Raw genomic sequence first — 25,997 nt, 5'->3', positions numbered from 1 at the left:
GAGTCTATGAGTCTGCTGCGATTGTTAACTGCCGGCAAGTGTCTGACAAACCTCAAAGATGTGGAAAGTCCCTACCGACTGACCAGCCAACGGCTGCTACCACATTTCGGGGCAACGACCAATCCATTCTGCAGTAAGGGAAAGGCGGAACCAGGGCCGGAGGCAGTCAGTCGCGAAGCGCCAGCGACCGCTAGAAGCTGGCCCAATGTCGGCGCCTGGATTCCCGTCCGGGGGCTCTGGCAGAGGACCGCCGAGCCGCTCGGCAGGTGGAAAGGGAAGTTAAGCGAGTTGGTTGCGCGACCATCCCGCAAGGCCTCGAAACCGGCCATTTCCCGGTTTTCCAAACCGCCGGTGCAAGGGGAACTGTCGTTGGATCGGGTCAAAGTGGTGCGCAATGATTTGAGCGACGCGGATCTGGAAGTGATTCCGGCCAGGTCCAAATTAGCGTCGGCCGCGCCGGCAGCCGAGAAGGCCAGCAATCCGGAAGAGACCTGGGGCCAGGCGATTACCCAGCTTCTTCCCGCCGGCAAGCTGTAAATGGGTGAGGACCGATGAGGGGTGCCAACCTACACCCACAGACCGGTGATGCTAGCGGAAGTGCTGACCGCCCTCCGAGTAGTCTCCGGCGGGAGTTACGCGGACGGCACCGTCGGTGGGGGTGGGCACGCGGCAGCCATATTGGCCGCCACCTCACCGACGGGGTGGCTGTATGGGGGCGACCGCGATGGCGCGGCGCTTGAGGCCGCCAAGGCGAATCTGGCGGAATTTGCGGGGCGGTTCGAGTTGCGGCGCGGAAACTATGCGGACTTGGCTGATTGGGTGCCGCCGGAGAGCTGTGACGGGGTCCTGCTGGACCTGGGAGTCAGTTCGCCGCAGCTGGACGAAGCGGAGCGCGGCTTCAGCTTCCAGCGGGAAGGGCCGTTGGACATGCGGATGGACCAGCGGCAGGAGCTGACCGCGGCCCGCCTGGTGAATGAAGCCAGCGCGGAAACACTGGCGAAGATTTTTTGGGAACTGGGCGGCGAGCGCGATGCGCGGCGGTTCGCGCGGGCGATCGCGCGCGAGCGCGAGCAGCGCCAGTTCGAAACGACACGGCAGCTGGCGGAGTTGATCGAACGTCTGCAGCCGCGTCGCGGCAGAGCGACGCATCCGGCAACAAAGGTATTTCAGGCAGTCCGGATGGCGGTAAACGACGAAATTGGTTCTTTGGAAAGAGGCTTGGCAGGGGCGCTGAAGATTTTGAAAGCCGGCGGACGACTGGCGGTGATCACGTTTCATTCGCTGGAAGACCGCATGGTGAAGAATTTCGGGCGCGCGCGGGCGCGGGATTATGCATTCAGCGGAGGAATGGATGTTCCGGAGTTGCGTGAGCCGCGCGCGCCTGAGCTGCAGTGGGTGCGCCGCAAAGCCATCCGGCCGGGCGCGGAGGAACTGGCGGCAAACCCGCGCAGTCGCAGCGCGCAGTTGCGGGTGATGGAAAAGTGCCGGAAAGCGTGACCCGGCGGCGGGGAGCAAAGAAATGGTAAGAATTTCAGGATGATGTAATGGCGCGGAATCGAAAATACCAATCAGCGGCCATCCGGTTTGGCCCGGTGCTGAAAGCATTCTTGTTATGTCTGCTGCTCTGCGGGGCGGGAGTCGGCTACGTCTGGCAGAAGGACCAGATCGCCCAGCTTGGCCGCCAGTTCAAGCAATGCGAGCTCAAGCTGGATGAACTGGCAAACCAGAACGAGAAGCTGCGGAAGCAATTAGGGACACTGCGCTCCCCCACGGTCCTGGAGCGGCGCATTCAGGAGTTGGGCCTGGGCCTGGTTCCGCCACAAGCGGCACAGGTGTGGCTCCTGCCCGAACCCGCTGGCGATTTGGCGCGGCCAGAGACCGAACGGCAATACGCCACGCCCCGTGCGATGAGCGCCGAGCCGAAGGGCTAACCCGGCAGCCGCGCGAAACGACTTGGTTGAAGGCTTCTGCCGCCGCCCGTGATGCGGTCGGATGAGGAACCGATTGCCACGGGCGGACGGCAAGGCCTGATTAGACGAAACTCAGAAAGACTACGATGATCTGAAGCAATTTACCGCCGCCCGTGACGCGGTCGGATGAGGAACCGATCGCCACGGGCGGACGGTGATCACTAGGAAACGAGACAAGCAAAATATGGCGAAGCAACTGCAATTCCGAAGGCTGGTGGCGCTGGCGCTGCTGCTGGTCGCGGCATTTGCCGGGCTAACCTACCGCCTGGTTGACCTGCAAGTGCTCCGCTACGAGGAATTGAGCCGCATAGCGTGGAATAACACGCACCGGGAATTCCTGCTGGAGCCACGCCGGGGCGACATTCTGGATGCGAAGGGCAACCTGTTGGCGACGAGCGTCTTTGTGAAAACGGTTTGCGCCGATCCGTCGCTCATCGGCAGCCGGCAGGCGGAAGTAGCCCGGGCAGTGGCACCGTTGCTGCATATGAGCGAAGGCGAACTGCACCAGCGACTGATGCCCCGCCCGACACGAAACGCCACCGGCGTGATCGGCACCAACCGCTACGTGGTGCTGAAGCGCAAAGTCCCCATGGAAACATGGCAGCAGATACAAGCCGCCATGAGATCGCTGTCCTTCGGGCTGGACGAGAAGAAGCTCTCTCGGGCGGAACGTGCCTTCTATCGCGATCTCCGGCGCGCAGCGGTCTTTGTCGAAAAGCAGGACGACCAATTGCGCACCTATCCGAATCAAGCGCTGGCGGCACACGTCCTGGGCTTTGTCGGCATGGACGAGCAGGAGGTCAACGGCACCCGGCTGCTGCAGACTTCGGGCAAGGACGGAATCGAGCGGTACTACAACGCGAAGCTGGCCGGCGTGCGCGGCTGGCGGGTGACGGAGGCGGATAGGCCCGGAAGAGAGCTGGTTGCGTTGAGGAAGCAGGATGTGGAACCGCGCGACGGCACGAGCGTCGTGCTCACGATTGATTCGGTGGTGCAACATATCGTTGAGGCGGCGCTGGCTGAGGCGAAGGAAAAGCATTCGCCTGTGAGCATTTCAAGCCTCGTGGTTCGCCCGCGCACAGGTGAAATCCTCGCCTTGGCGATCCTGCCGAACTTTGACCCGAACAACCCCGGCGCCGTGGGGGCGGACGCCCGGCGCAACCGCGTGATCGCAGACCTGGCGGAACCGGGATCAACCTTTAAGATTGTGGCCGTCTCGGGCGCCCTGAACGATGGGATTGTGCGGCTGGAGGATGTGTTTGACTGTGAACATGGCCGCTTCCACTTCGCGGGCCGTGTCCTCCACGACCACGAATCATATGGGATGCTGACGGTCGAGGAGATCATTGCCAACTCATCAAACATAGGGGCCGCCAAGATCGGGCTCAAACTGGGGCAAAGCCGGCTCCATGACTATATCCGCAACTTTGGCTTCGGGACACAGACCGGGCTCCCGCTACTGGGGGAAGTGAGCGGAATCGTGCATCCGGTGAAAGCCTGGTCCAAGGTCTCAATCGCTCAAATCCCAATGGGTCACGGGGTCGCAGTAACAAGTCTGCAAATGACCATGGCGATGTGCGCCATCGCGAACAAGGGATGGCTGATGCAACCGATGATCGTGGACCGTCTGGTGAATCGTGACGACACTCTGGCGGTCAAGTACCCGCCACAGCGCGTTCGGCAGGTCATTAGCGAAGCCGCGGCGGCGCAGATGGTGGAGGCGCTCAAAACGGCTGTTTCATCCGGAGGCACAGGAGCCAAAGCAGCGCTGGAGCATTACACCGTAGCCGGCAAGACCGGCACGGCACAAAAGTCCGGTGGTCCCAGCGGTTACCTGCCGGGCAAGTACTTTGCTTCCTTCATTGGCTTCTTCCCCGCCGATAATCCCGAGCTATGCATCTCCGTGATGATGGATGAGCCGAAACATGGCTACTACGGCGGACAAATCGCCGCCCCGGTGTTCAAGCAAATCGCCGAGCGGGCAGCCTCTTACCTGCACATTCCGCCGGAGGACGGTGCAGCGCCGATGGTCCCGGCTACCCTGACGGCGCCGCTGGATCGCAATCCGCCGAAAACGGCAGCCGCGCGCTCGCCCTGACAAAAACCCAGACATGAAAGGCTAACATGAATTCGCTCCCGTTCATTTCCCACCATCTCTTCGTGGCGGCGGTCGGCAATGAAAGCCGCGCGAACGGACGACCCGCACGGCAGCAGCCTTCATCCGAAGAAACGGCTGTCCCCGCGACCGTGATTCCCTTGGAGGTGATGGGCAGCCACAAGCCAATGCCAACGGGGCAAGCCCGCCCATTGCGGACCGCCTTTACCCCGGCACGCGGGTAACCGGGGAAAGGTTGCCAGACGATGTGAATAGAGAACGGAATGGAAGCTCGTTCATTAGCGTTCATTGCCGAAGCTTGCGCTGGAGAGCAATTGAGCGGTTCGGCGCAGACGCAGGTGCACCGGGTCTGCACCGATTCGCGCAGAGTAGAACCAGGCGACTTGTTCATTGCGTTGACAGGTGAGCGTTTCGACGGACACAAGTTTCTGCACGAAGCGGCCCGAAAAGGAGCCGCCGGGGCGGTAGCCGAACGCAACCGTGTGCCGGCAGGCTGGAGCGATTGTGCGGTCATTGCCGTGGCGGACACGCGGAAGGCCCTGGGCCGACTAGCCGCGCAATATCGAAGAGATTTCGTGCTGCCGACCGTGGTGGTGGGCGGCTCGAACGGAAAGACGACCACGAAGGAACTGATAGCGGCGGTGCTGCGGCAGAAGCTGGACACGCTTTGGAGCGAGGCCAGCTTTAACAATGACGTCGGAGTGCCGCTGACATTGCTGCGACTGGAGCAATCGCATCGCGCGGCAGTGCTGGAAGCCGGAACCAATCACCCGGGCGAATTGGCACCGCTGCTGGAAATGATCCAGCCGCGCTACGGGGTACTCACTTGCATCGGCCGCGAGCATTTGGCGTTTTTCGGGGACGTAACCGGGGTGGCTCGGGAGGAAGGCTCGCTGGCCGAGTCGCTGCCGGCGGATGGAATTCTCTTTTTAAATGGAGACGATGAATTGGCCGTTCGCGCGGCGAAACGCGCTCGCGCCAGCGCGGTGCGCGTGGGCCTCGCTGCAGGAAACCACTGGCGTGCGAGCGGTATACGCTTCGAGCGTCGAGGGATGCGGTTCCAAGCTGAGGGCCCCAGGGCCGATCTCGGCGGCGAGTACCGAATCAATTTGCTTGGTCGGCACCAAGTGGTGAATGCGCTGTTCGCCTTGGCGATCGGAGCCGAGCTGGGGCTGACCCGCGCGGAGGCGACCCAAGGCCTAGCCGAATGCCGACCGCCGAAGATGCGGCTTGAACTGTGGGAACACAATGGCGTGGTCGTGCTCGACGACACCTACAACGCGAATGCGGATTCAATGGCCGTAGCCCTGCAGGCATTGCAGGAACTGCCGTGCAAAGGACGGAGGGTCGCAGTGCTAGGAGAGATGGCCGAATTGGGCGCGCACAGTCAGGAGGCCCACGAGGAGGCGGGCCGGCGGGTGGCAGAATTGGGGATCGGTCAGTTGTTCGCGGTTGGGGGGATGGCTCCAGTCATGGCGCGGGCAGCGCGGGACGCGGGTATGGCCCGGGTCTTCGAATTCGCAGATGTGGAAAGTGCGGCAATAGCAGTGAAACGTTTTGTCCGACAGGGCGACGCGGTGCTGTTGAAGGCCTCCCGCGTCGCGCGGCTGGAACGGATCGGCGAGCTGCTGCGAACCCGCGAACCCGGGAGAGAGAACTGAATGTTCTACTACCTGAGCCAATACTTGCTGGAATGGTCCGCAGGCACTGAGTGGGCCGACCAGCTGTCTGGCTTCCGGCTCTTCCGATATATCACCTTTCGCAGCGCCGGCGCGGCGCTGACCGCGCTGGTCCTAAGCTGGTGGCTTGGACCCCGAGTTATTGCCTGGCTGAAGCAGTTGAAATTCGGCCAGGAATACGCGGACAAAGCGGAAGCGGGCGGCAGCCTGGCCACACGCCTTTTAAGCAAGAAGGGCACGCCCACAATGGGGGGAATTCTCATTGTCCTCGTGCTCAACATCACCACGTTGCTGTGGGCGCAGTGGAATACGCTCGTGCAATTGACGCTGCTCTCGCTCGTCGTGCTGACTGGCCTGGGATTTTACGACGACTATGCCAAGATCAGCCAGCAGAGCAGCGGCGGCGTCAGGTCCTGGGTCAAACTCGGGGTACAAACCACACTGGCATTGTTCATCGGACTGTATCTGTGGCACATGCCCTCCACCCAAAAGCTGATCACGGATATCATGGTACCGTTCTGCAAGTATCCGGTCCTGACCTGCGCGGGCCTGGTCGGGCTTGGGCTAACGGTGCTGACCATCGTCGGCAGCTCGAATGCAGTGAACTTGACTGACGGGTTGGACGGGTTGGCAATCGGCTGCACACTGATAGTCTCGTTTGTCTTTCTAGTTCTCACGTACTTGGCGGGACACCGAACAGCCTCCGCCTATCTGCAGATACCCCACGTGATTGGAGCAGGCGAGCTGACGGTATTCTGTGCCGCCATGATCGGCGCGGGATTGGGCTTCCTTTGGTTCAATTGCCATCCCGCGCAGGTGTTCATGGGCGACACCGGCTCCCTGGCGCTAGGCGGTGCGCTGGGCATCGTCGCAGTGCTGATTCACCAACCCCTGGTATTGGTAATTGCGGGAGGAGTGTTCGTAATGGAGGCGGTTTCGGTAATTCTGCAAACAGGTTGGTATCGCTACACCAAGCGGCGGTATGGAACGGGCACCCGCATCTTCCTGATGTCACCAATCCACCATCATTTCGAGAAGAAAGGCTGGTATGAATCGCAAGTCGTGATGCGATTCTACATTCTGGGAGTGCTTTTCGCCGTCCTAGCCCTGAGCACCTTGAAGATTCGCTAAGATGCTTGAACTGGCAGACAAACAGGTGCTGGTCATTGGCTTCGGACGTCCCGGGCAGGCGGCCTGCGAGTTTCTGCGTAGAAGCGGCGCCAGAGTTACGGGCGTGGACCAAGCGAATACAGAGGACTTGCGCAACCGGGCGGATGAATTGCGCCCGCTGGGTATCGAAGTCACCCTTGGGGCTTCGGCACCGCCGGCGCGGGACTTCAGTTTAGCCGTGCTAAGTTCGGCGCTGCCGATGAACGTTCCACTCGTGGAGGCCGTCCGCCGAACCGGGGTGCCCTTGATCAGCGAGCTGGAGCTTGGCCTTCAGCTATCCGAATGCTTGTGCATCGCCATCGGCGGCACCAATGGGAAAGGAACCACAGCCGAACTCGTCGAGCGAGTGCTGGCGAGCAACCACCGCAAGACCGCATTATCCGGCGACCTCGCGCGGCCGGTCTGCGCGACGATCGAACACACGAAAGAGCTGGACTACCTGATCTTACAGACCGACGCATTTCAATTGGAAATGACCTCCTTGCCCCGGCCCTCGATCGCCGTGCTCACGAATCTCACTCCCGACCATCTGGACCATTACGGCAGCAGGGACAACTACGTGCGCGCCAATGCCCGCTTGTTCCGTAACCAAATAGCGGAGATCCACGGCGTGCAGTTCATCAACGATTCTAAGGCAACTAATCTAGATGCCTTGGGAAGTGCGCTCCGTGCGGCGCGATCTGGACCAGGCGGGGAGGCGAACGTCTGGCTAATTGCCGGAGGCAGGGACAAAGGTCAGGAACTTCATCCGGTTGGCACTCTGCTGACCAACCGGGTCAAACACGCGTTTCTGGTGGGCGAGACCAGCAAGCGACTCTACGCCGCGTGGAGCGTTTTTACTCCTTGCACGATTTCGAGTTCGTTGCTAGAAGCAGTAGCTGAAGCGGCAAGGAATGCCGTATCAGGCGACGTAGTATTACTTTCACCGGCCTGTTCGAACTGCGATCAGTTTCGAAACCACCAACATCGTGGTGAAGTCTTTTGTCAGGCAGTGAAATCAATAGGTAGGGGTGTGCCGGGCGGCACCCCCAACATAAATGGCAGAATTGGCACAGCGCAGCGTTGAAGCAAAGCGAGACAACTAAGAATCTTGCTTCGGGTTTTTCTCAGGGAACACCTGGGAACGAAGCGAACGAAAAACTATTAACACCTCCATAAACCGGCGCAACAGCGCCACTTGAAAATGAATAACCACAATCCACTCATTCCACAGGGCTCCGCGTTGGAGCAGAAAAACAAGGGGCGCGCCCGCGTGAAGATCGCGGTCCTCTTTGTTCTGGTCGTTCACGGCATCGGCTTGATGGCCTTGCTCATGCAAGGTTGCGGACAGTCCCAAGAGACGCTGCCACCGATAGAAGCTACGGACACCAATCCCCCTCCAACCTTTGCCGACCCCGTTCCTCCCCCGGTGGCAACCAACCCCCCTCCGGTAGCCGACACCACTCCGACGCCAGTGGAGCCACCTCCGGCCCCGCCGCCAGTGGCTCCAGCGGGTATTAACGAGCACACCATCGTCAAAGGAGATTACCTTGAGAAGATCGCAAAGAACTTCCACGTCTCTGTCAATGCCATCATGGAAGCGAATCCCGGCATTGAGCCGACAAAGCTGAAGATCGGGCAGAAGATATACATCCCTTCACCGGCTGTCTCCACAGCCCCGGCGGTGACCGGATTGGCACCCGGCGAGACTGCAGCGCCAGGCGGCGAACAGACCTACACTGTCAAATCCGGCGATACGTTGACCAGGATTGCAGGGAGGTTTGGTACGACTGTTAAAGCGCTGAGAGCGGCTAACGAATTGAAGACTGACTTCCTCAAAGTCGGGCAGAAGCTGAGGATTCCCGCAAGCGCGTCGGCTCCAATGGCCGCCCCGGTTGTTCCAGCTGAGCCTGTGCCGACCTACCCAGCAACACCTCCCCCTGGGCCGTAGCCGTTCTTGCGGACAAAGCGCGGCCTCCCCGCCGGCGCTCCGCGAGCATTTTGGCCGATGAAAGTGAGCGTCACCATTCTGGTTTCCTGCGTGGCTGCCCTGCTATCGCTCGGAATGGTGATGCTGTACAGCTCCAGCATGGCACAGGTAGGGGCTCATTACCTGAGGATGCAACTGGTTTGGTGCGGGCTCGGCCTGGCAGCTTGTGTGGTTGCGGCGTTGCTGGATTATCGCCAGCTTCGCTGGATCTGGTGGTTGCCGCTAGGCTTGGCCTTGCTGATGCTGGGATTGGTGTTGAACCCTCATATCGGCGCCAAAATCAACGGCGCGCGGCGCTGGTTCAGCTTTGGCGGCATGCGTTTCCAGCCTTCGGAGTTTGCCAAAATTGCGCTGATCATTGCCTTGGCCTGGTACGGAGAGCGTTTCCAGCGGCAGATGCCGTTGTGGAAGCGGGGAATTCTCATCCCAGGGCTGCTGATTGTGGTAACCGTAGGGCTGATTTTCATTGAGCCAGATGTGGGCAACGCGCTGGTACTCGCTGCCGTAAGCAGCACCTTGTTGCTGATTTCAGGCGTTCGACTTCGCTATTTCCTGCCGCCGGTTATCGCCGGCGTTATCGCGATCGGGACCTTCATCTGTTACAATCCTATGCGTTCTGACCGAATTCACTCGTGGCTGCACGTGGAGGAGACCCGACGCGATACGGGCCTGCAGGCTTACCAGGCGATGGTTGCCCTTGGGAGCGGCGGCTTGACGGGCAAAGGTCTAGGCGATGGACGCCAGAAGCTCGGCTTCCTGCCGGAGCACCACACCGACTTCATATTCTCAATCATCGGGGAAGAGCTCGGGTTGATCGCTACTCTGCTTGTGGTCGCAGCCTTTATAGCGATTGTCTTCTGCGGCGCCCACATCGCGATGAATGCAGCGGATACGTTTGGAATGCTGCTCGGTTCAGGGATTACATTCCTGATTGGCATGCAGGCCTTTATCAACATCGGAGTGGTGACAAGCGCGTTGCCGAACAAGGGTCTGCCATTGCCTTTCATCAGCTACGGCGGATCCAACCTGCTTATGACCCTGACGAGCGTTGGGCTGTTGGTCAGCATCGCGCGGCAGGCACGCAACCCCGATGGGGTCATCCGGAACGTGCTCATCAGCGAAGAAGCTGAGAATCCATTCTCTCGAAGGGCACAGGCCCAACCATGACTTCGCCCCCTCAAGCCCAACTCCGGATAGCCATTGCCTGCGGCGGGACCGGCGGGCATCTCTTTCCTGGTCTTGCCGTGGCTGACAGGCTTGTGCGGCGTGGTTGCGCAGTGACGTTGCTCATTTCCCCCAAGGAAGTGGACCAACAGGCTGTGCGAGGTGTTTCTGGCGTAGACATTGTCCCCCTCCCAGCGGTTGGCTTGAAGCGTGGCAGGGAATTTGCCTTCGTCCGCGGTTTCCTCCAATCCTATCGCGCTGCGGCGAAGTCTTTCAAGACGCGCCCCCCACAGGCGGCACTCGCCACAGGCGGATTTACCAGCGCACCGCCAATACTGGCAGCGAAGCGGATCGGGGCACGAACGTTCCTTCATGAATCAAATACCATCCCTGGTCGCGCCAACCGCTGGTTATCGCGCGTGGTGGACGGTACGTTTGTCGGATTTCCTGCGGCAGCCGACCGACTGCGCCGAAGCAGCGCGACCGTAACCGGCACACCAACCCGCCCATGTTTCCAGGCCCATGACACTGCCACCTGCCGTTCCAAACTCGGGCTTGACCCTGACAGGCCAGTCTTGCTGGTGATGGGCGGCAGCCAGGGTGCAAGCGGTATCAACGACTTGGTGCTGCGTTCCTTGCCACTGTTCGCCAACCGCCAAGCCGACTGTCAGTGGTTACATCTGTCCGGGCCGAAGGACTTTGAGAAAGTGAGTCGGACCTATGCGGCTTTGAGACTCAAAGCGATTGTCCATTCATTTCTAACCGAAATGGATATAGCCCTGGGGGCAGCAACCGCAGCCATCTCCCGTGCTGGCGCATCCTCCCTAGCCGAACTGGCAGCCATGCGTGTGCCGGCAGTCCTCGTCCCGTATCCAGCTGCGATGGACAATCATCAGTTTCACAACGCTCGGGCCATCGAGGCCGCCGGCGCTGCCTGTTTGCTGGAGCAAGAGAGCGCGACCCCGGAGTTACTGGCACAACTCCTCTCGGACCTGGTTGAGAAACCCGCAGTGCGTGAGAAGATGCAGAGCGCGCTTACCCAATGGCACGCACCGCAGGCGGCGGAAAAGATCGCTGCAGCCATGCTCCTTGCCGTTGGATTTAAGGCAAGCCAAGGTTGCTCCACTCATCGCCAATCAGCTGGCGGGACCCCGGATCACCAAGTTAACTTGATGAGCTCCAACCCGTCACAGACCGGCCGGGCACGAACCAGCCCGTTAGCCGCATGTCAGCCGGCGCTGCCGGCGGAGAGGGGCACCTGATGCCGCGCGGCGCCATGGCAGACCAGGAGTTTTCGAGCAGGGCGGAGGCGGCAGGCGAATTGGCACAACGCGTCTCAAAGGCCACCGTGATTCGCAATCGCGAACCGCTGGCCAAACACACGACGCTCAGAGTCGGCGGAAGCGCAGACTTGTACGTCGAGCCAGCAACTGACTTGGATTTGGCGGCCGTCCTAGCTTACTGCCAAGAGAGCAGCCGGCCTGTTTTTCTGCTTGGGCGCGGATCGAATCTGCTGGTGAGAGATGGTGGAATCCGAGGCGCGGTCATCTGCCTTTCCCATACCCATTTCAGCCAGATCGAGGTGGCGGACGAGCGCATATGCTGCGGGGCGGGCGCAAGATTGAGAGCGATCGCAGCGGAAGCCAAGCGACACGGTCTGGCAGGTATGGAGTTCCTCGAAGGCATCCCGGGCAGCGTCGGCGGCGCTTTGCGAATGAACGCAGGAGCTATGGGCAGCGCAATGTTCAACGTGGTGGAGTCGGTTCGGTTGATGAGTCTCGACGGGCAGGTGCGCCAGCGCGCAGCACACGAACTGACGGCCACGTATCGCGAATGCTCAACCCTGAAAACACATATTGCCCTCTCAGCAGTGTTACGCGGCCATTCCGATTCGCGCAAGGCTATCGAACTGCGCATGACTGAATACAGCCGCAAGCGATGGCAATCGCAGCCCGCCGCGCCGAGCGCCGGGTGCATCTTCAAGAACCCCGGCTCGATCCCAGCCGGCAAGCTGATTGACGAATTGGGCCTGAAGGGAACGCGTGTGGGCGGAGCGATGGTCTCGGCAGAACACGGCAATTTTATTGTAAACGATGGCACCGCCTCCGCACGGGACATCTTGGAGCTGATCGAGGTCATCAAACAGCGCGCCCGAACGGAGCGCGGAATCGAATTGCAGACAGAAGTAGAAATTGTCGGAGAATGACACCAGCACGAAAGAAGCTCAACATCACTGTGATGCTCGGCGGACCGAGCGCTGAACGCGAGGTATCGCTGCGGTCCGGGGCAGAGGTGGTCAAGGCGCTCCGCTCAATGGGCCACGTCGTCAGCGAGGTGGATCCCAAGCACGGGAAATGGAAGCTCCCAAAGGGCACGGATGTGGTCTTCCTTGCGCTCCACGGGACATACGGAGAAGATGGCACCGTTCAGCGTCGGCTGGAGGAACTGGGTATCGCTTACACCGGGTGTGATCCCGAGGCAAGTCGGATTGGATTTGACAAGTTCCTGACCAAGCAGCGTTGCGTGGCAGCCGGAGTCCCGACCGCGCGGTTCATGCTAATCGAGTCGCCCGCGGCAAGTTGGCCGATGGGTTGGGACCCGCCCGTGGTGCTGAAGCCCGCACGTCAAGGCTCGAGTGTCGGGCTGCAATTTGTCGAGCGCGTCTCGGAATGGGGCAAGGCCCTGGCGGAAGCAATGCGGCACGACTCACAGGTTCTAATGGAAGAGAAGATCACCGGGCGGGAATGCACCGTCGGCATCCTTGGCGACCAAACGCTCCCACTGGTCGAGGTGCGGCCCAAGACGGGCATTTACGACTATCAGACCAAGTACAGTGCTGGGACAACCGAGTACTTCTGCCCCGCTCCATTTGATGCGGCAATGACCGCGCGGATTCAGGCGGTGGGGATGGGGGCCTTCAAAGCAATTGGCGGCCGGGATTATTCGCGGGTGGATGTGATTGTGCAGCCAAACGGGGAGCCGGTAATGCTAGAGGTGAATACGCTGCCGGGCATGACCGAAACCAGTTTGCTGCCCAAGGCGGCAGCCGCGGCCGGTATCAGTTACACGGAACTCTGTCAGCGAATGGTGGACTTGGCGCTCAAACGAATACATGTGGCTTAAACGTAAACCAAAGAATCGGCGCTTGGGGCGCGATCAGGTACTGGATGTAAAACTGCGCTCCAGCCAAGTTCGAGCCGCGCGGACCCGCATGACGGCAGTCAGCCTGGGGACTGTCTTTACGGTTGTCTTCGGCCTGTACTTGCTCTACCGCACCGGTGAATGGGCACTCAATCGGCTGCTCTACGAAAACAAGTCGTTTGCCATCGAGAAAATTGAGGTGCAAACCGACGGCATTATCGCGGTGGACCAATTGCGCCGCTGGGCAGGAGTCAAACCTGGAGAGAACTTGCTGGAGCTCGACTTGGCGCGCGTGAGGCGGGACTTGGAAATGGTCCCGCTGGTTCACTCCGCGTCCGTCGAGCGCATTCTGCCACGCACTTTGCGCATCTGCGTCGAAGAACGCGAACCCATTGCGCAAGTCAACATTCCTCGTCCGAATCCGGCAGGCGGCGTGGGGGTAGCGATCTATCATCTGGACGCAGAGGGATGGGTGATCATGCCGCTGGACCCACGCCAGCTTGAGACTGCATCCAACCAACCGAGCAATACGCTGCCAGTGGTGGCTGGCGTCAGCGCCAGCGAATTGCAGCCCGGTCGGCGCATCACCTCCCCGCCAGTTCAGGCTGCTCTGCGCCTGATTCTGGCTTTCGACCAATCGCCGATGGCCGGCTTGGTGAACCTACGGCGTATAGACGTATCTTCGCGGGAGGTGTTGGTAGTGACAACCGAGCAAGGGAGCGTGATCACTCTTGGTTTAAACGATGTGGGCCATCAACTGGACCGCCAACTGCGGCGTTGGCACACAATTTTCGAGTTGGGACAGCAGACGAGTAATGCGATTGCCACGCTCGATCTGGCGGTCACCAACAACATCCCGGTTCGATGGCTGGAGGCCAGCACGGTCCTGCCTGCAGCCCCGAAGCCGGCCAAACCCTCGCGTTCCAGGAAGAAACATGTTTAACGCCTCATCAATCATTGTCGGATTGGAGATTGGCACGTCCAAGGTCTGTGCTGTGGTCGGCGAACTCGGCGTGGATGGCGCGCTCAATATTGTCGGGCTCGGCCAGGCACGCTCCCGAGGTGTGCGCAAAGGCGAAATCGCCGACGCGCCGCTGGCCGAGGAGGATGTGCGCCAGGCGATTGTTGAAGCGGAGCAGATGGCTGATGCCGAAATTCGCAGTGTTTATCTCGGAGTGACAGGCAGTCACCTGCGCGGCTTCAACAATCGCGGTGTTCATCCGGTTGTGTCTTCTGACCGCGAGATTACCGATGAGGACGTGCAAGACGTGATCAAAAACGCCAAGACAATCAACCTGCCCGCCCAGAACCACGTGATCCATGCCATCCGCCAGCACTTTCTGGTGGACGGGCAGGACGGCATCACCAATCCGGTGGGAATGTTGGGCTCGCGTATTGAGGTTGACGTGCATGTCGTGCACGGGAACCTCAACCGGCTCCAGAATGCCATCCGAACCGTCAAAGGACTGCAACTGGAGGTGGATGACATCGTATTCAACGGTCTGGCCTCCTCGCTGGCGCTGCTGACCAACGAACAGAAAGAACTCGGCTCGCTGGTGATTGACATCGGCGGCGGAACGACCGAATACGTGGTCTACGCTAACGGCATCATCAAACACACCGGCGTGCTGGCAGTCGGCGGCGATCATGTGTCGAACGACCTGGCCTATGGTCTGAAGGTGCCGCTTAGCCGGGCTGAGCAGCTCAAGCTCGATCGCGGTTCCAGCTTCCTCGACGAAGCCGACAAGGGCCAAACGTACACCATTGCCAACGAGCACGGCCTGGCCCTCAAAACGATCAACATCGAACATCTTCACCGCATCATGTCGCTGCGGCTGGAGGAGATTTTCCAGCTCATTGGGCAGGACCTGGAGCAGGCTGGGGCGCTGGACTACCTGCGCGGGGGAGTATTTCTTTGCGGGGGTGGAGCGCACATCCCGCAAATCGCCAGGCTGGCGGAGCAAGTCCTCCAGATGCCGGTGTCTCTCGGCAAGACCAATTCGATCAGCGGCCTGAAATCGGCCCTTGATCAGCCGGAGTTCGCGGCAGCCATTGGACTGGTGAAATTCGGCTCATTTCAACAACGGAAGCGGGCCGCCAAATCGTCCCTGACAGACGGCATCAAGAGCACCCTGGGCCAGATATTCCGCCGGGCTTGACCCTTTACAGGATTCCCATGATTACCAACGCACAGAACAACCTGGCAGGAGAACCCGCCAGGAAGACCGCCTCCGTCAAAGTTTTTGGCCTCGGCGGTGCGGGCATCGCGGTAATGGAGTTGCTGCTCAAAGACGCCCCGTCGAGGGTGGCTTTCGTGGCTGTGGACACTGATGCCCAGTCGCTTGAAACGTCAGCCGCCGCAGACAAGATTCATCTGGAAACGCAGCTCTTGCGCGGGCTGGGCAGCGGCGGCGACCCTGAGCGGGCCCAAGCGCTGGCTCAGGAGCAGTTGCCGAAGCTCAAGTCGCTTTGCGAAGGGGCTGACGTAGTTCTGGTTCTGGCCGGTTTGGGCGGCGGCGCGGGCACGGGTATCGGCCCGGTACTGGCACAGGCAGGCAAGGAAGCAGGCGCCCTGGTGCTGGGATTTGTCACGATGCCCTTCCAGTGCGAAGGCAGCCGCCGGCAGCGGTTGGCGGAGCACGGATTGGCGGGGCTCAAATCCGCGGCGGACGGCGCGATCTGCCTCCCCAACCAGCAGATGTTCAAGATGATTGACGAGAACACCAGCGTGCGGGAGACCTTCCAAATCACCAACGAATTCCTCGCCGCTGGCGTGCGCGGCATCTGGCGCCTGCTGCTATACAGGGGACTGATCGAAATTCATTTCAGTGACCTGGCCGCACTCATCCAGGATCGGCACACCGAGAGCGCCTTCGCCGTGGCCGAGGCCGCGGGGCCGACGCGGTCCCGCGAGGTGATGGACAAATTGCTGGCGCACCCGATGTTCGATGGCGGCCACATGCTTGCGGAATCCGAGGCTGTGCTGGTGAGTCTGCTCGGCGGACCAGACCTGACCATGGCCGAAGTCAACCGGGTGATGGAGCTGGTCAACCGGCATTGCGAGCACGCGCAGGTGATCATGGGTGCCGCCATTGACGACGCGTTCAGCGAGCGCCTGGCGGTAACCCTCATCGCAGCGCGCGCGAGCGCGGAGCCTATCGTGCCGGACAATAGCGGGCGCGCAGGTGGCCATGAAGAACTTGGGCAGCAATTGCTGCCACCTTCCCGCGGCCGGCGGTCCAGCTCGAGATTTGGGCCGCCCCCCCCTGCCCTGTCCCCGGACCAGATCCAGCAACTCCTGACACGGCAGAACAGGGCTGGCGCGCCGCAACACAGGACTTCGCCGAAAATGCGGCAGGGCCAGTTGCCGCTTGAAATTGTATCCAAGGGGCGATTTGACAAGAGCGAGCCAACAATCCACAAAGGCGAAGACCTCGACGTGCCCACCTACATCCGCCGTGGAGTACCTCTGAATTAGGGTTCATCACGGATTTCCGGAAAGTGCCAACGGTGGCTTCCATCCGCACAGTCTGGATGGTCCGCCCAACCTCCAAAACCGCGCACTGTCCAATTTTAGGACAGTGAGGCTGCCTGCCTGCCCTATCCAGCCCTCTCTGCCACCGACACCTCCGGCTTGGGGTTACGGTGGCGGCACGTTAGTGCTACGGTGTGTATCCCATGGGGAGCGCTCCCCATGGGATACACACCGTAGCCGGACCCCATTAACATACCATCCGCCAGCCAAAACCAGTGGTGCGATCACTGTAATGGCGCCATTCCCCGTCCAGCGGGTGCGCTGTAGCAATGAAAAGGGGAGCGAGACGACGAATCGCCATCGGGATTTTCCGGAAATCCGCGAAGAACCTGAATTAGGGAACGCAGGTTTCTGGACCAGGCGAGGAGCGGAACAACGCCCTGCTTTTGCGATGGAGAGCACTCGGGAAAGCCTGTGTCGCCGTCACATTTGGTGTGGCTGGCCAAGACTCTGCCCTCCAAGACCTCTGCCTGGGTCAGCACCGAGCTGTGTTCGCTTGCGGTTGGCTTGAATGGCCACTGCCCTAAACGAGTAGGGCACTGCCTCCTTTGACCATTCCATTTGCAATTCCGGGGTACCTTCGCGATTATCCCGCAGCATCTATGCAAAAAGGCTTCACTGGATTACGGGCCAACTTGGCTGGCACCGCTCTCGTTCTTTCCTTGGCCGCCGCTGCACAAGCCGCGCCAGGGGATTGGCCGCAATTTCGCGGCCCGAACCGCGACGGCGCCTCCGCCGAAACCGGGCTCCTGCGAGAGCTGCCGCCGGGCGGCCCGCCACTGGCGTGGAAGGCTACCGGCTTGGGCATCGGCTACTCGACTGTGTCCGTCCTGGGCAACCGCGTTTACACTATCGGCGATGACAACGAGGCCAGTTCCGTCGTCGCATTGAATGCGACAGACGGAAAGAGAGTCTGGTCGGCCAAACTCGGCAAGGTCGGCGCGCCAGGCATGCCCGCGTTTGAAGGACCGCGCGCCACACCCACTCTCGAGGGTGATCTGCTGGTTGCTGTCGGCCAATGGGGCGAAATTGTCTGCTTCGAGGCAGCACAGGGCAAAGAACTATGGCGAAAGGATTACGCAAGAGACTTCGGCGGCAAGCGCCCGCAATGGGGCTTTTCCGAATCCCCGCTCATGGACGGCGACAAGGTGGTGGTCACCCCTGGCGGTATGGAGGGGGCAATCGTCGCGCTGAACAAGAAGAGCGGGGCGTTGATCTGGCGCAGCAAGGGCTTCACCGACTCGCCACATTACTCGTCCCTCATTGTGGCGGAGATCGGCGGTGTGCGGCAGTACATTCAACTGACGGCGGAGAGCGTAGTGGGGGTCGCCGCGACGGACGGCAAAGTGCTCTGGCGCGCTCCGCGCAAAGGTCGCACGGCGGTCATCCCGAATCCAATCTACGGTGACGGCTGCGTTTATGTCAGCTCCGGCTACGGCGTTGGTTGCAACCTGTTCAAAATCAGCGAGGTCGCGGGCAAGTTCAGCGCGGAGCAGGTCTATGCCAACCAGGTAATGGACAACAAGCACGGTGGTGTAATCAAGGTCGGAGGCTTTGTCTACGGCCATGCTGATAGCAAAGGCTGGACCTGCCAGGACTTCAAGACGGGCGCGCTCAAATGGCAGCACAATGAGCTCCGCAAGGGCTCACTTGTCTATGCCGATGGCCGGTTCTACCTGCGGGCGGAGGACAAGGGCACCGTGGTGCTGATTGAGGCGTCGCCGGACGGCTACAAGGAACATGGCCGTTTTGAACAACCCGATCGCAGCGACAAGAAAGCCTGGCCCCACCCCGTCATCGCTCACGGCAGACTCTACCTGCGCGACATGGATACGCTCCTCTGCTACGATATACGCGCGCGGTAGGCCTCTCCTCCTCGCCCCGATCTTCTCGCCAAAGAAGAGAGCCAGGGTGAAGCGAGAACAGAGCCAACGCAGGCTCCAGGATGTCAGGATGTTTGACGTCCCGCTTCTGACGATGCCTGGCGCTTGATGTCTTCGATCGCTGTCAGAATCTCGTCCCGGAAGGACAATGGCGCCTCTATCTGTCCCCAGCCGGCGTGGGTTTGAAATATCCCATCATAGGCTGAATCATGATAGCTCCGCATGACATGCGGGATGTCTCGTTCCTCCAGGATGCTGTCCACCAACTCGGCCTGAACTTCGCTTTCCAGCACGGCGATTTTTTCAAACTTGTCCATAAGGTTCTCCTGTCAATTAGGACCCGCGGGTTTCCGCATGCCGCGGCGAACATCTTACAGTTACCTTACCACATTCAGAAGCGTTTGCACTCTTGCCGGGTGATGCCAGTTGAGCCTTGCGCCACACCCCGTTCCTTGCATAGCTTCCCGCTGCTCGTATGAAAACACCATCCTGGTTTGCGTTCATCTCAACTCTAATGCTGGCAGGTCATTTGTCAGCACAAGCCGCCGACTCGCCGATGCTGAATGCTCCGTCGGTGCCGACCACCCGCAGCAGCCCGGCCAACTGGCTCGCGCGGCACGAGGGCTATGTCGCTCAGGCTAACAGCGGCGGCGTTGATCTGCTCTTCCTCGGCGATTCCATCACCGATGGTTGGCGCAAGAAAGGTTCCAATGTCTGGCACAAGTATTACGCCCCCCGCCACGCCGCGAATTTTGGCATCGGCGGCGATCGCACCCAGCACCTTCTCTGGCGCATCCAACACGGCGAGTTGGACGGTATCAACCCCAAAGTCGCCGTGCTTATGATCGGCACCAACAATAGCAAGGAGGACCAACCCGGTCCCGTCGCCGATGCCATCAAGCTCATCGTGCGGGAGATACGAACTCGCTGCCCCGCAACCAAGGTGCTGTTACTGGCCGTGTTTCCGCGAAACACCCGCAGGGACACACCCGAACAGCTTGCCACCAATGCCCAAGTCAACGAAATCATCGCCACGCTCGATGATGGCAAAAACGTTCGCTTCCTTGACATCAACAAAGTCTTCCTCGGTCCCGACGGCAAAGTCCCAGCTGAAATCATGCCCGACTTTCTGCATCCAAACGAATACGGCTATCAGCTATGGGCCAAAGCGATGGAACCCACGCTGGCAAAGATGATGAAGCAGCGCCGGTAACGACCAGATCGTTCGACCCATCCTCGAGCAGCGAAAGGAATTTCACTCGCTCCTTGGCGCAGCGCGCCGCAACGCCCTCCGGGGGCACACTGATTCAACAACAGAACGTGGCGCCGACTTGGCGCTTGTATCCGCCCAAATATATGTTACCAAGCGCACATGATATCTCGGCATACGCTGATTTGGGGCATTGCGCTCGGAGCAATTTCAGTCGTTTGGGTGGGTTCAGCCGCCGAACCCGTTTGGAATATTCGTAATATCCCGTTGGAACGGGTTTCGGTCGTAGCCCATCGGGGAGCGGGAGATTTAGCGCCTGAAAACACCATGGAAGCGCTCGAACTTTCCTGGAGCATGGGCTGCATTCCCGAGCTGGACGTGCGAACCACGAAAGATGGACACCTGATGATGTTCCACGACAAGAACTTCGCACGGATTATGCCCTGGGCATCGAAGGAAATGAAGCAGAAGCGGCTGGAAGATGTCACCTATGAGGAGGCAAAACAGCTCGACGTCGGGGCGTTCCGCGGTCCTCAATTCGCTGGTCAGCGAATCGTAAGCCTGGCTGAGATTGTTGCGGCACTCAAGAAGGACACGAAGCGGTCGGCATACATTGACGTTAAGAATGTGGATTTTGCCAAGATGGCCCGGGAGACTGCGGATGTGCACGATCAGATCGTGCTGGCCACTGGCTCGGAAATGGACTGCGCACGGTGGAAAGCGGTGGCTCCGCGCAGCGATGCGTTCCTGTGGATTGGCACTTGGGGCGACACCAACGACGCCAATGTGGAGAAGCGATTTGCCAAGCTGCGCGAGATCGGGTTTGCCCATATTGACCGACTGCAGGTCCACTGCCATCTCAACACCAATAACAATCGGATGGTGCCCAGCGACGAGTTTGTGCGCCGCGCGGGAGTCGAGGTGCGCGGACATGGGATCGAGTTCCAGACTATGCCGTGGAATGTGCCGCACTTGGAGACCATCTACACCCGGCTGTTCGATTTGGGCACCGAGGGGCTTGGGACTGACCGGCCGGATGTGGCGATGAACGCGCTCCGCGCCTATTACAGAAATGGCCCAAAGGACTGGAACGTCCGCGACCACATCCCGCTCGCCCGGTTCACCATGCAAGCCCATCGCGGTGCGGGCGACCTGGCGCCGGAAGGGTCAATGGAGGCGTTCGAGCTGGGGTGGAAACTAGGGTGCATCCCGGAGGCGGATTTGCGGCAGACGAAGGATGGAGTAATCGTCTCGTTCCATGACAATAACTTCGCCCGGATTCTGCCGAATGCGCCCGAAGATCTGAAGCGGAAGGGAGTTGCTGACCTGACGTTTGAGGAGGTCAAGAAGCTCGATGTCGGCAGCTTTCGCAGTAAGAAGTTCGCGGGCCAAAGGGGTATCAGCCTCGCCGAGATGGTCGGTATTCTAAAAGCGCACCCGGAACGCTCACTCTACATTGACATCAAGAAGGTTGATTTTCGAAAGCTGGCAGCGGAGACGGTTGGGGTCCACCGGCAGTTGATCCTGGCCAGCACGAAATACGACGAGATACAGCTGTGGAGAACGTTCGCACCCAAGTCCAGGACGATCCACTGGATGGGCGGCCCCCAAAACTGGATGAGCGGCCCTGCGGATGCGCCAGACGGACCCCAGGCAAAGCTTGCCAAGCGGCTGGCGGCGCTCCGCAAGGTGAATTTTGCGGACATTGACACGCTCCAGATCCACGTCAACACCAGCCCAGAGGGGGTCTTCTTCCCGAGCGAAGCCTTTCTGCGTCAGACCGGGCAGGAGCTGCGAACCTATGGCATCCTGTTCCAAACGCTGCCGTGGAAACAGAAAGACCCAAAGGTTTTCCACCGCCTGCTTGATCTTGGCTGCGCCAGCTTCGCCACCGACTACCCCGACGTCGCAATGGACGCAGTCCGCGATTACTACATGGCCAGATGAAGCGGAAGTTCGCCGGTTAATCGCTTCTAAACTCAGCGGCGCAGAGGTCATGGGGCCCTGAACTCCCAGGCCCAATCCGGTACCCCGACCTGCAAGGGCAGTTGTGTCCGTAGTTTACGGCACTGAGGATCCCTGCCTTGACGTGCAAACCGGAAAAGAGGCGTCCAAGAGGCCCTGCAACCACAGTCAGTCCAGCCGCGAAGGCCCGTGTTAACCCTGCGACAATCACGGGTGTACCCTGTGTGGTTCCCATGGGGATCGCTCCCCATGGGAACCACACCGTAGTCTCACCCGATAGGCCCGCCAACCCCGCAGTTGATGGCGCCGAGGCAGTGCGGGCGGAGCTGGCCCCAAGGACGAAAGGTCGTTGGCATTACCCGCAAATTCGCAGGAGTCCAAATCTTCGCCTCCTGATTGAGTTGCATGCACCTCGACAGTCCCGCTCTATATGCTACCATGCAGCCCAGTGTTCCTATGATGCAGTTACCACCAATCCGAAATCTCCTGCCAGGATTCGCCGTTCTCCTGGCACAGCTTGCCGTAGCTGACGATATAGCCCAACCCGCCGGATTGATCCCGGTCCTGCACGAGGTGGATGTGGTCGTTGTCGGTGGCGGATCCGGCGGTGTCGGGGCGGCAGTGGAGGCCGCCAAAGCCGGGGCAAATGTGTTCCTGGCCGCTCCGCGACCGTACCTGGGCGAGGACCTGTGCGCGACCTACCGGCTGTGGCTCGAACCCGGTGAAACGCCGTCCACAGAGTTGGCGCGTGAGGTATTCAAGCCTGGCCCCCCCCCACCCGCGCCGATCGGCCCCGGCCTGCCTTTCAAGTACTCCGCCAGCCAGCCCTCTGCAGAAAGGCATCCTGATACCAAGCCCGAGTCACTCTTGAACGATAGGGATTGGCAGAGCGCCTCCCGCCAAAGCGTCCAGTATGACAGCGACGTCGCCCTGATGCTTGATTTGGGTTCGGAACAGGAGATCGGCAGAGTTCACCTGATGGCGTATCAGCGCCCGGGGCAATTTGAGGTGGCGCGCGTAATGGTGTCCGTGGGCAGCGACGGTCAGAACTGGTCTCCGGCGGGCGTGATCACCAACACGAAGGCTGGCGATGGCACGTTCGAATGGAACGCCCTCATCCTTTCAGGTGAAATCCGTGCCAAGGCCCGCTGTCTAAAGCTCCAGGTGCAGCGCAGTCCTGAAGCCGGCCGACTCCTGCTGGGGGAGATTGTTGTGGAAGGCCCGGCGGCCGGCAAACCTGCTGCGGGACCGCAGCAAACCGCCGCGTTTGTTACTCCCATGCAGGTGAAACGCACTTTGGACCAGGCGCTTATCAAAGCCAAGGTGCCCTTCCTCTACTGGTGTTACGCCACTGAACTCCTGCGGGATGCCGCGGGGAAGCCGGCCGGGGTCATCATTTCGACCCGATCCGGCAGGCAGGCGGTGGTTGCCAAGGTAATCATTGATGCCACCGAGCGCGCTAATGTAGCGCGCATAGCCGGGGCGGCATTCACGGAGTATCCGGCGGGCTTGCAGAAATTCACCCGGATCGTTGTCGGCGGCGCCCCGCGCGAAGGCAAGGGGTTGCGCGTACGGCAAAGTGCGACGCCCCTGGCAATCACCGACCAGAAAGGCGAGGTCTTCCCGGTGCACGAGTATGAGATTCAGGTGCCGATGCGCGGCGCCGCTTTCGGCGCCTTCGCCGAGGCGGAACAGCTTGCGCGGGACCTGACTTGGTCGCCGAAAGCCGTGGATAGCTCCGAAGTACTGTTCCAAGTGCCGCCGGACCATTTCCGCGGCCAGGGTTCGTTCGCCGGAAGATGGCCAGGGGCGGAGAAAGTGCCATTGGAATGTCTCCAGCCCAAGAAGGAGGAGAGGATATATGTCCTGGGCGGCTGCGCGGATGTGTCCCGGGAAACCGCGGCGGCACTGTTGCGTCCCGTCAACCAGATGGCGCTAGGCGCCCGCATTGGCCAGGCCGCGGCGGCGCTGGCGGCCAGGACGCCAAAACTTGAAGGCATCCGCGTCGCCGGCAAAGCCTCCACGTCAACGCGGCGTGGGGTCATCCGTGAGGTTGCTATCGAGCAAAACCATCGGGCAGAGGGAACGCGCCTGACGGAAAGCACCTACGGAGTCCCGGTCCTGGGTGAATACGATGTAGTGGTGGTCGGCGGAGGAACCGGTGGAGCGCCCGCCGGGATTGCCGCGGGACGACAGGGCGCGCGAACCTTGCTGATCGAGTATTTGCACGGACTGGGAGGCGTTGGAACGATGGGTTATATCGCCATGTACTATCATGGCAACTGCGTGGGCTTCTCGACCGAAGTGAGCAAAGGCGTCGCGGCATACGGAGATACCACGCGTGAGAAAAGGTGGAATCCCGAGCACAAGAGCGAATGGTATCGCAGCGAGTTGCGGAAAGCCGGAGTGGATATTTGGTGCGGCGTGCTCGGCCAGGGAGTGGTCATGGATGGGCAGAAGGTCATCGGCGTGGTCGTGCTCACACCGCAGGGGCGGGGCATCGTCCTGGCCAAAACCGTCGTGGATTCCACAGGCAATGCCGACATTGCCGCAGCCGCCGGCGCCATCTGTCGTTACACGGATGACACCGATGTGGCGGTCCAGGGCGCGGGCCTCCCACCACGTGATCTGGGCCAGAAATACGTCAACACCGACTACACCTTTGTGGATGACACGGATATATTCGATGTCTGGCGCGTCCTGGTAACCGCCAGGATGAAGTTCCAGGACGCATACGACCTCGGCCAGTTAGTGGACACCCGCGAACGACGACAGATTCTGGGCGACTTCTTCTTCTCACCAATGGACATGGTGCTGCAACGCACCTTCCCGGACACGATCGTGATCGCGCGGAGCAACTTTGACTCTCACGGTTACATCATTCATCCCCTGTTCATGATCCGGCCGCCCCACCGCGATGACATTGATGTGCGAGTGCCCTGGCGCTGTCTGTTGCCACGCGGGTTGGATGGGGTGATCGTCACCGGGCTCGGCGTCAGCGCTCACCGCGACGCGTTGCCGTGCATTCGCATGCAACCCGACGTTGAGAACCAGGGCTACGCCGCCGGCGTTGCCGCGGCTTGGACCGCGAAAAAAGGCGGCGCCACGCGGGCACTCGATATCAAAGAACTACAGAAGCATCTCGTCGCCGTCGGCAACCTGCCCGAGAGCATCCTCCGGGAAACAGACAACTTCCCGCTGCCGCAGGAACGGGTCGCCGAAGCCGTGCGCCGGGTGGCCAACGACTACGACGGCCTGGAAATCGTGCTGGCCCAATTCGACATCGCCCAACCGCTCCTGCGCCAGGCCTTGGCCACCGCGCCCGAGAAGGACCGGCTGGTCTATGCGCACATTCTCGGCATGATGGGCGACGGGGCGGGTGCTCAAGTTCTGGCCGATGCCGTCAGGGCGAGACAGTGGGACAAGGGCTGGCGCTACACCGGCATGGGGCAGTTCGGACCTTGCATGAGCCCGCTCGACAGCCACCTCATCGCACTGGGCCGCACCCGGTCGCTGGCAGGCCTTAAGCCGATTTTGGAGAAGGCCAGCCAACTCGATGCGAACAGCGAATTCTCGCACTTCCGCGCGGTTGCGATGGCCCTTGAGGCGCTGGCAGACAAGTCTGCCGCCCAGCCGTTGGCCAAACTGCTCCGCAAGCCCGGACTTGGCGGCCACGCTGTGACAACCATCGATACCGCCCTGGAGGAGGCCAATCCACCCACCAGAACGGACACCTCTATCCGCAACCAGGCGCTGAAGGAACTCTACCTGGCGCGTGCGCTATTTCGGTGCGGCGACTATGAGGGCCTGGGCGCAGAGACCCTGCGCGAATACTCGCGCGATCTGCATGGCCACTATGCGCGCCACGCCAAGGCCGTTCTGAAGACCGCCACTGGGCCGGTGGAGTAGCCGCGCAGGACAGCTGGCGGGGTCGCTGGGGAACGAGATCGGGCCCACAGGGTGGAACAAACAGGGCGAAAGCCCCGGAAAGGCGGCCACTGACCTTAGTCTACACGTTTCAGGCTCCCGACTCGACTTTAGTAAGAGGAAGCTTCCCGTGAAGGCGGCAGAGGTTGTGTTGGAAGCAAGTCAGCTTCCCGCAACTGCAATTCGTTCGTGCAAGACGGAGGTTTTCGTGCATTGTTTAGGTCATGAACAGGACGGGCAGGCAATTCGAGGCACCTCCAACCCATTC

Annotated in this window: 20 protein-coding genes; 19 read left to right on the top strand and 1 reads right to left on the bottom strand. The window is 60.6% G+C overall.

The genetic code is table 11. The features are described from left to right. Positions 1-6: 6 nt before the first annotated feature. The 16 genes from P5205_14195 to P5205_14120 all read left to right on the top strand — a co-directional run bounded on the left by P5205_14195 (position 7) and on the right by P5205_14120 (position 18,609). On the top strand, positions 7-537 hold the full coding sequence (locus P5205_14195; GenBank protein ID HSA11513.1) for a hypothetical protein: 531 nt from the start codon (positions 7-9) through the stop codon (positions 535-537). A 21-nt stretch (positions 538-558) separates the two neighbouring features. Then, positions 559-1,497, top strand: coding sequence for a 16S rRNA (cytosine(1402)-N(4))-methyltransferase RsmH (gene rsmH, locus P5205_14190; GenBank protein HSA11512.1), 939 nt, complete (start codon positions 559-561; stop codon positions 1,495-1,497). Between the two features lie 47 nt (positions 1,498-1,544). After that, on the top strand, positions 1,545-1,931 hold the full coding sequence (locus P5205_14185) for a hypothetical protein (protein ID HSA11511.1): 387 nt from the start codon (positions 1,545-1,547) through the stop codon (positions 1,929-1,931). Between the two features lie 223 nt (positions 1,932-2,154). Continuing rightward, positions 2,155-4,068: a penicillin-binding protein 2 gene (locus P5205_14180; GenBank protein ID HSA11510.1), complete on the top strand. Its 1,914-nt coding sequence runs from the start codon at positions 2,155-2,157 to the stop codon at positions 4,066-4,068. 281 nt (positions 4,069-4,349) lie between these two features. Then, positions 4,350-5,747, top strand: a complete 1,398-nt coding sequence (gene murF, locus P5205_14175; GenBank protein HSA11509.1) for a UDP-N-acetylmuramoyl-tripeptide--D-alanyl-D-alanine ligase — start codon at positions 4,350-4,352, stop codon at positions 5,745-5,747. After that, on the top strand, positions 5,748-6,896 hold the full coding sequence (gene mraY, locus P5205_14170; GenBank protein ID HSA11508.1) for a phospho-N-acetylmuramoyl-pentapeptide-transferase: 1,149 nt from the start codon (positions 5,748-5,750) through the stop codon (positions 6,894-6,896). A gap of 103 nt (positions 6,897-6,999) precedes the next feature. Then, positions 7,000-8,001: a Mur ligase family protein gene (locus P5205_14165; GenBank protein ID HSA11507.1), complete on the top strand. Its 1,002-nt coding sequence runs from the start codon at positions 7,000-7,002 to the stop codon at positions 7,999-8,001. A 117-nt stretch (positions 8,002-8,118) separates the two neighbouring features. Further along, positions 8,119-8,865, top strand: a complete 747-nt coding sequence (locus P5205_14160; GenBank protein ID HSA11506.1) for a LysM peptidoglycan-binding domain-containing protein — start codon at positions 8,119-8,121, stop codon at positions 8,863-8,865. 57 nt (positions 8,866-8,922) lie between these two features. Further along, the gene (ftsW, locus tag P5205_14155; GenBank protein ID HSA11505.1) at positions 8,923-10,071 is read left to right on the top strand and encodes a putative lipid II flippase FtsW; all 1,149 of its coding nucleotides are present in this window, start codon (positions 8,923-8,925) and stop codon (positions 10,069-10,071) included. After that, positions 10,068-11,330 carry an undecaprenyldiphospho-muramoylpentapeptide beta-N-acetylglucosaminyltransferase gene (gene murG, locus P5205_14150; GenBank protein HSA11504.1) on the top strand — a complete coding sequence of 421 codons (1,263 nt, stop codon included), beginning with the start codon at positions 10,068-10,070 and terminating at the stop codon, positions 11,328-11,330. Before ftsW ends, murG begins: the two co-directional genes overlap by 4 nt. Further along, positions 11,330-12,274, top strand: coding sequence for a UDP-N-acetylmuramate dehydrogenase (murB, locus tag P5205_14145; protein ID HSA11503.1), 945 nt, complete (start codon positions 11,330-11,332; stop codon positions 12,272-12,274). Before murG ends, murB begins: the two co-directional genes overlap by 1 nt. Then, the gene (locus P5205_14140; GenBank protein HSA11502.1) at positions 12,271-13,191 is read left to right on the top strand and encodes a D-alanine--D-alanine ligase; all 921 of its coding nucleotides are present in this window, start codon (positions 12,271-12,273) and stop codon (positions 13,189-13,191) included. Before murB ends, P5205_14140 begins: the two co-directional genes overlap by 4 nt. An 88-nt stretch (positions 13,192-13,279) precedes the next feature. Then, on the top strand, positions 13,280-14,152 hold the full coding sequence (locus P5205_14135; GenBank protein ID HSA11501.1) for an FtsQ-type POTRA domain-containing protein: 873 nt from the start codon (positions 13,280-13,282) through the stop codon (positions 14,150-14,152). Continuing rightward, positions 14,145-15,368, top strand: a complete 1,224-nt coding sequence (ftsA, locus tag P5205_14130) for a cell division protein FtsA (GenBank protein ID HSA11500.1) — start codon at positions 14,145-14,147, stop codon at positions 15,366-15,368. Before P5205_14135 ends, ftsA begins: the two co-directional genes overlap by 8 nt. A 17-nt stretch (positions 15,369-15,385) precedes the next feature. Further along, a complete protein-coding gene (locus P5205_14125) occupies positions 15,386-16,687 on the top strand; it encodes a cell division protein FtsZ (GenBank protein HSA11499.1) in 1,302 nt (433 codons plus the stop codon). Positions 16,688-17,346: 659 nt separating this feature from the next. Next, the gene (locus tag P5205_14120) at positions 17,347-18,609 is read left to right on the top strand and encodes a PQQ-like beta-propeller repeat protein (GenBank protein ID HSA11498.1); all 1,263 of its coding nucleotides are present in this window, start codon (positions 17,347-17,349) and stop codon (positions 18,607-18,609) included. Positions 18,610-18,692: 83 nt separating this feature from the next. Here P5205_14120 and P5205_14115 read toward each other — a convergent pair whose 3' ends face one another. After that, complete coding sequence (locus P5205_14115; protein ID HSA11497.1) at positions 18,693-18,944, bottom strand: hypothetical protein; 252 nt, start codon at positions 18,942-18,944, stop codon at positions 18,693-18,695. Positions 18,945-19,102: 158 nt separating this feature from the next. Here P5205_14115 and P5205_14110 point away from each other — a divergent pair, with 158 nt between their 5' ends. The 3 genes from P5205_14110 to P5205_14100 all read left to right on the top strand — a co-directional run bounded on the left by P5205_14110 (position 19,103) and on the right by P5205_14100 (position 25,711). After that, positions 19,103-19,840, top strand: a complete 738-nt coding sequence (locus tag P5205_14110; GenBank protein HSA11496.1) for a GDSL-type esterase/lipase family protein — start codon at positions 19,103-19,105, stop codon at positions 19,838-19,840. 159 nt (positions 19,841-19,999) lie between these two features. Beyond that, complete coding sequence (locus P5205_14105) at positions 20,000-21,784, top strand: glycerophosphodiester phosphodiesterase family protein (GenBank protein ID HSA11495.1); 1,785 nt, start codon at positions 20,000-20,002, stop codon at positions 21,782-21,784. 474 nt (positions 21,785-22,258) lie between these two features. Continuing rightward, positions 22,259-25,711, top strand: a complete 3,453-nt coding sequence (locus tag P5205_14100) for an FAD-dependent oxidoreductase (GenBank protein ID HSA11494.1) — start codon at positions 22,259-22,261, stop codon at positions 25,709-25,711. Positions 25,712-25,997: the final 286 nt, after the last annotated feature.

This window comes from Candidatus Paceibacterota bacterium (assembly GCA_035452965.1).
Lineage (GTDB): Bacteria > Verrucomicrobiota > Verrucomicrobiia > Limisphaerales > UBA8199 > UBA8199.
Note: the sequence above shows the minus strand (reverse complement) of the source record. Positions and strands in the feature narration are given on the sequence as shown.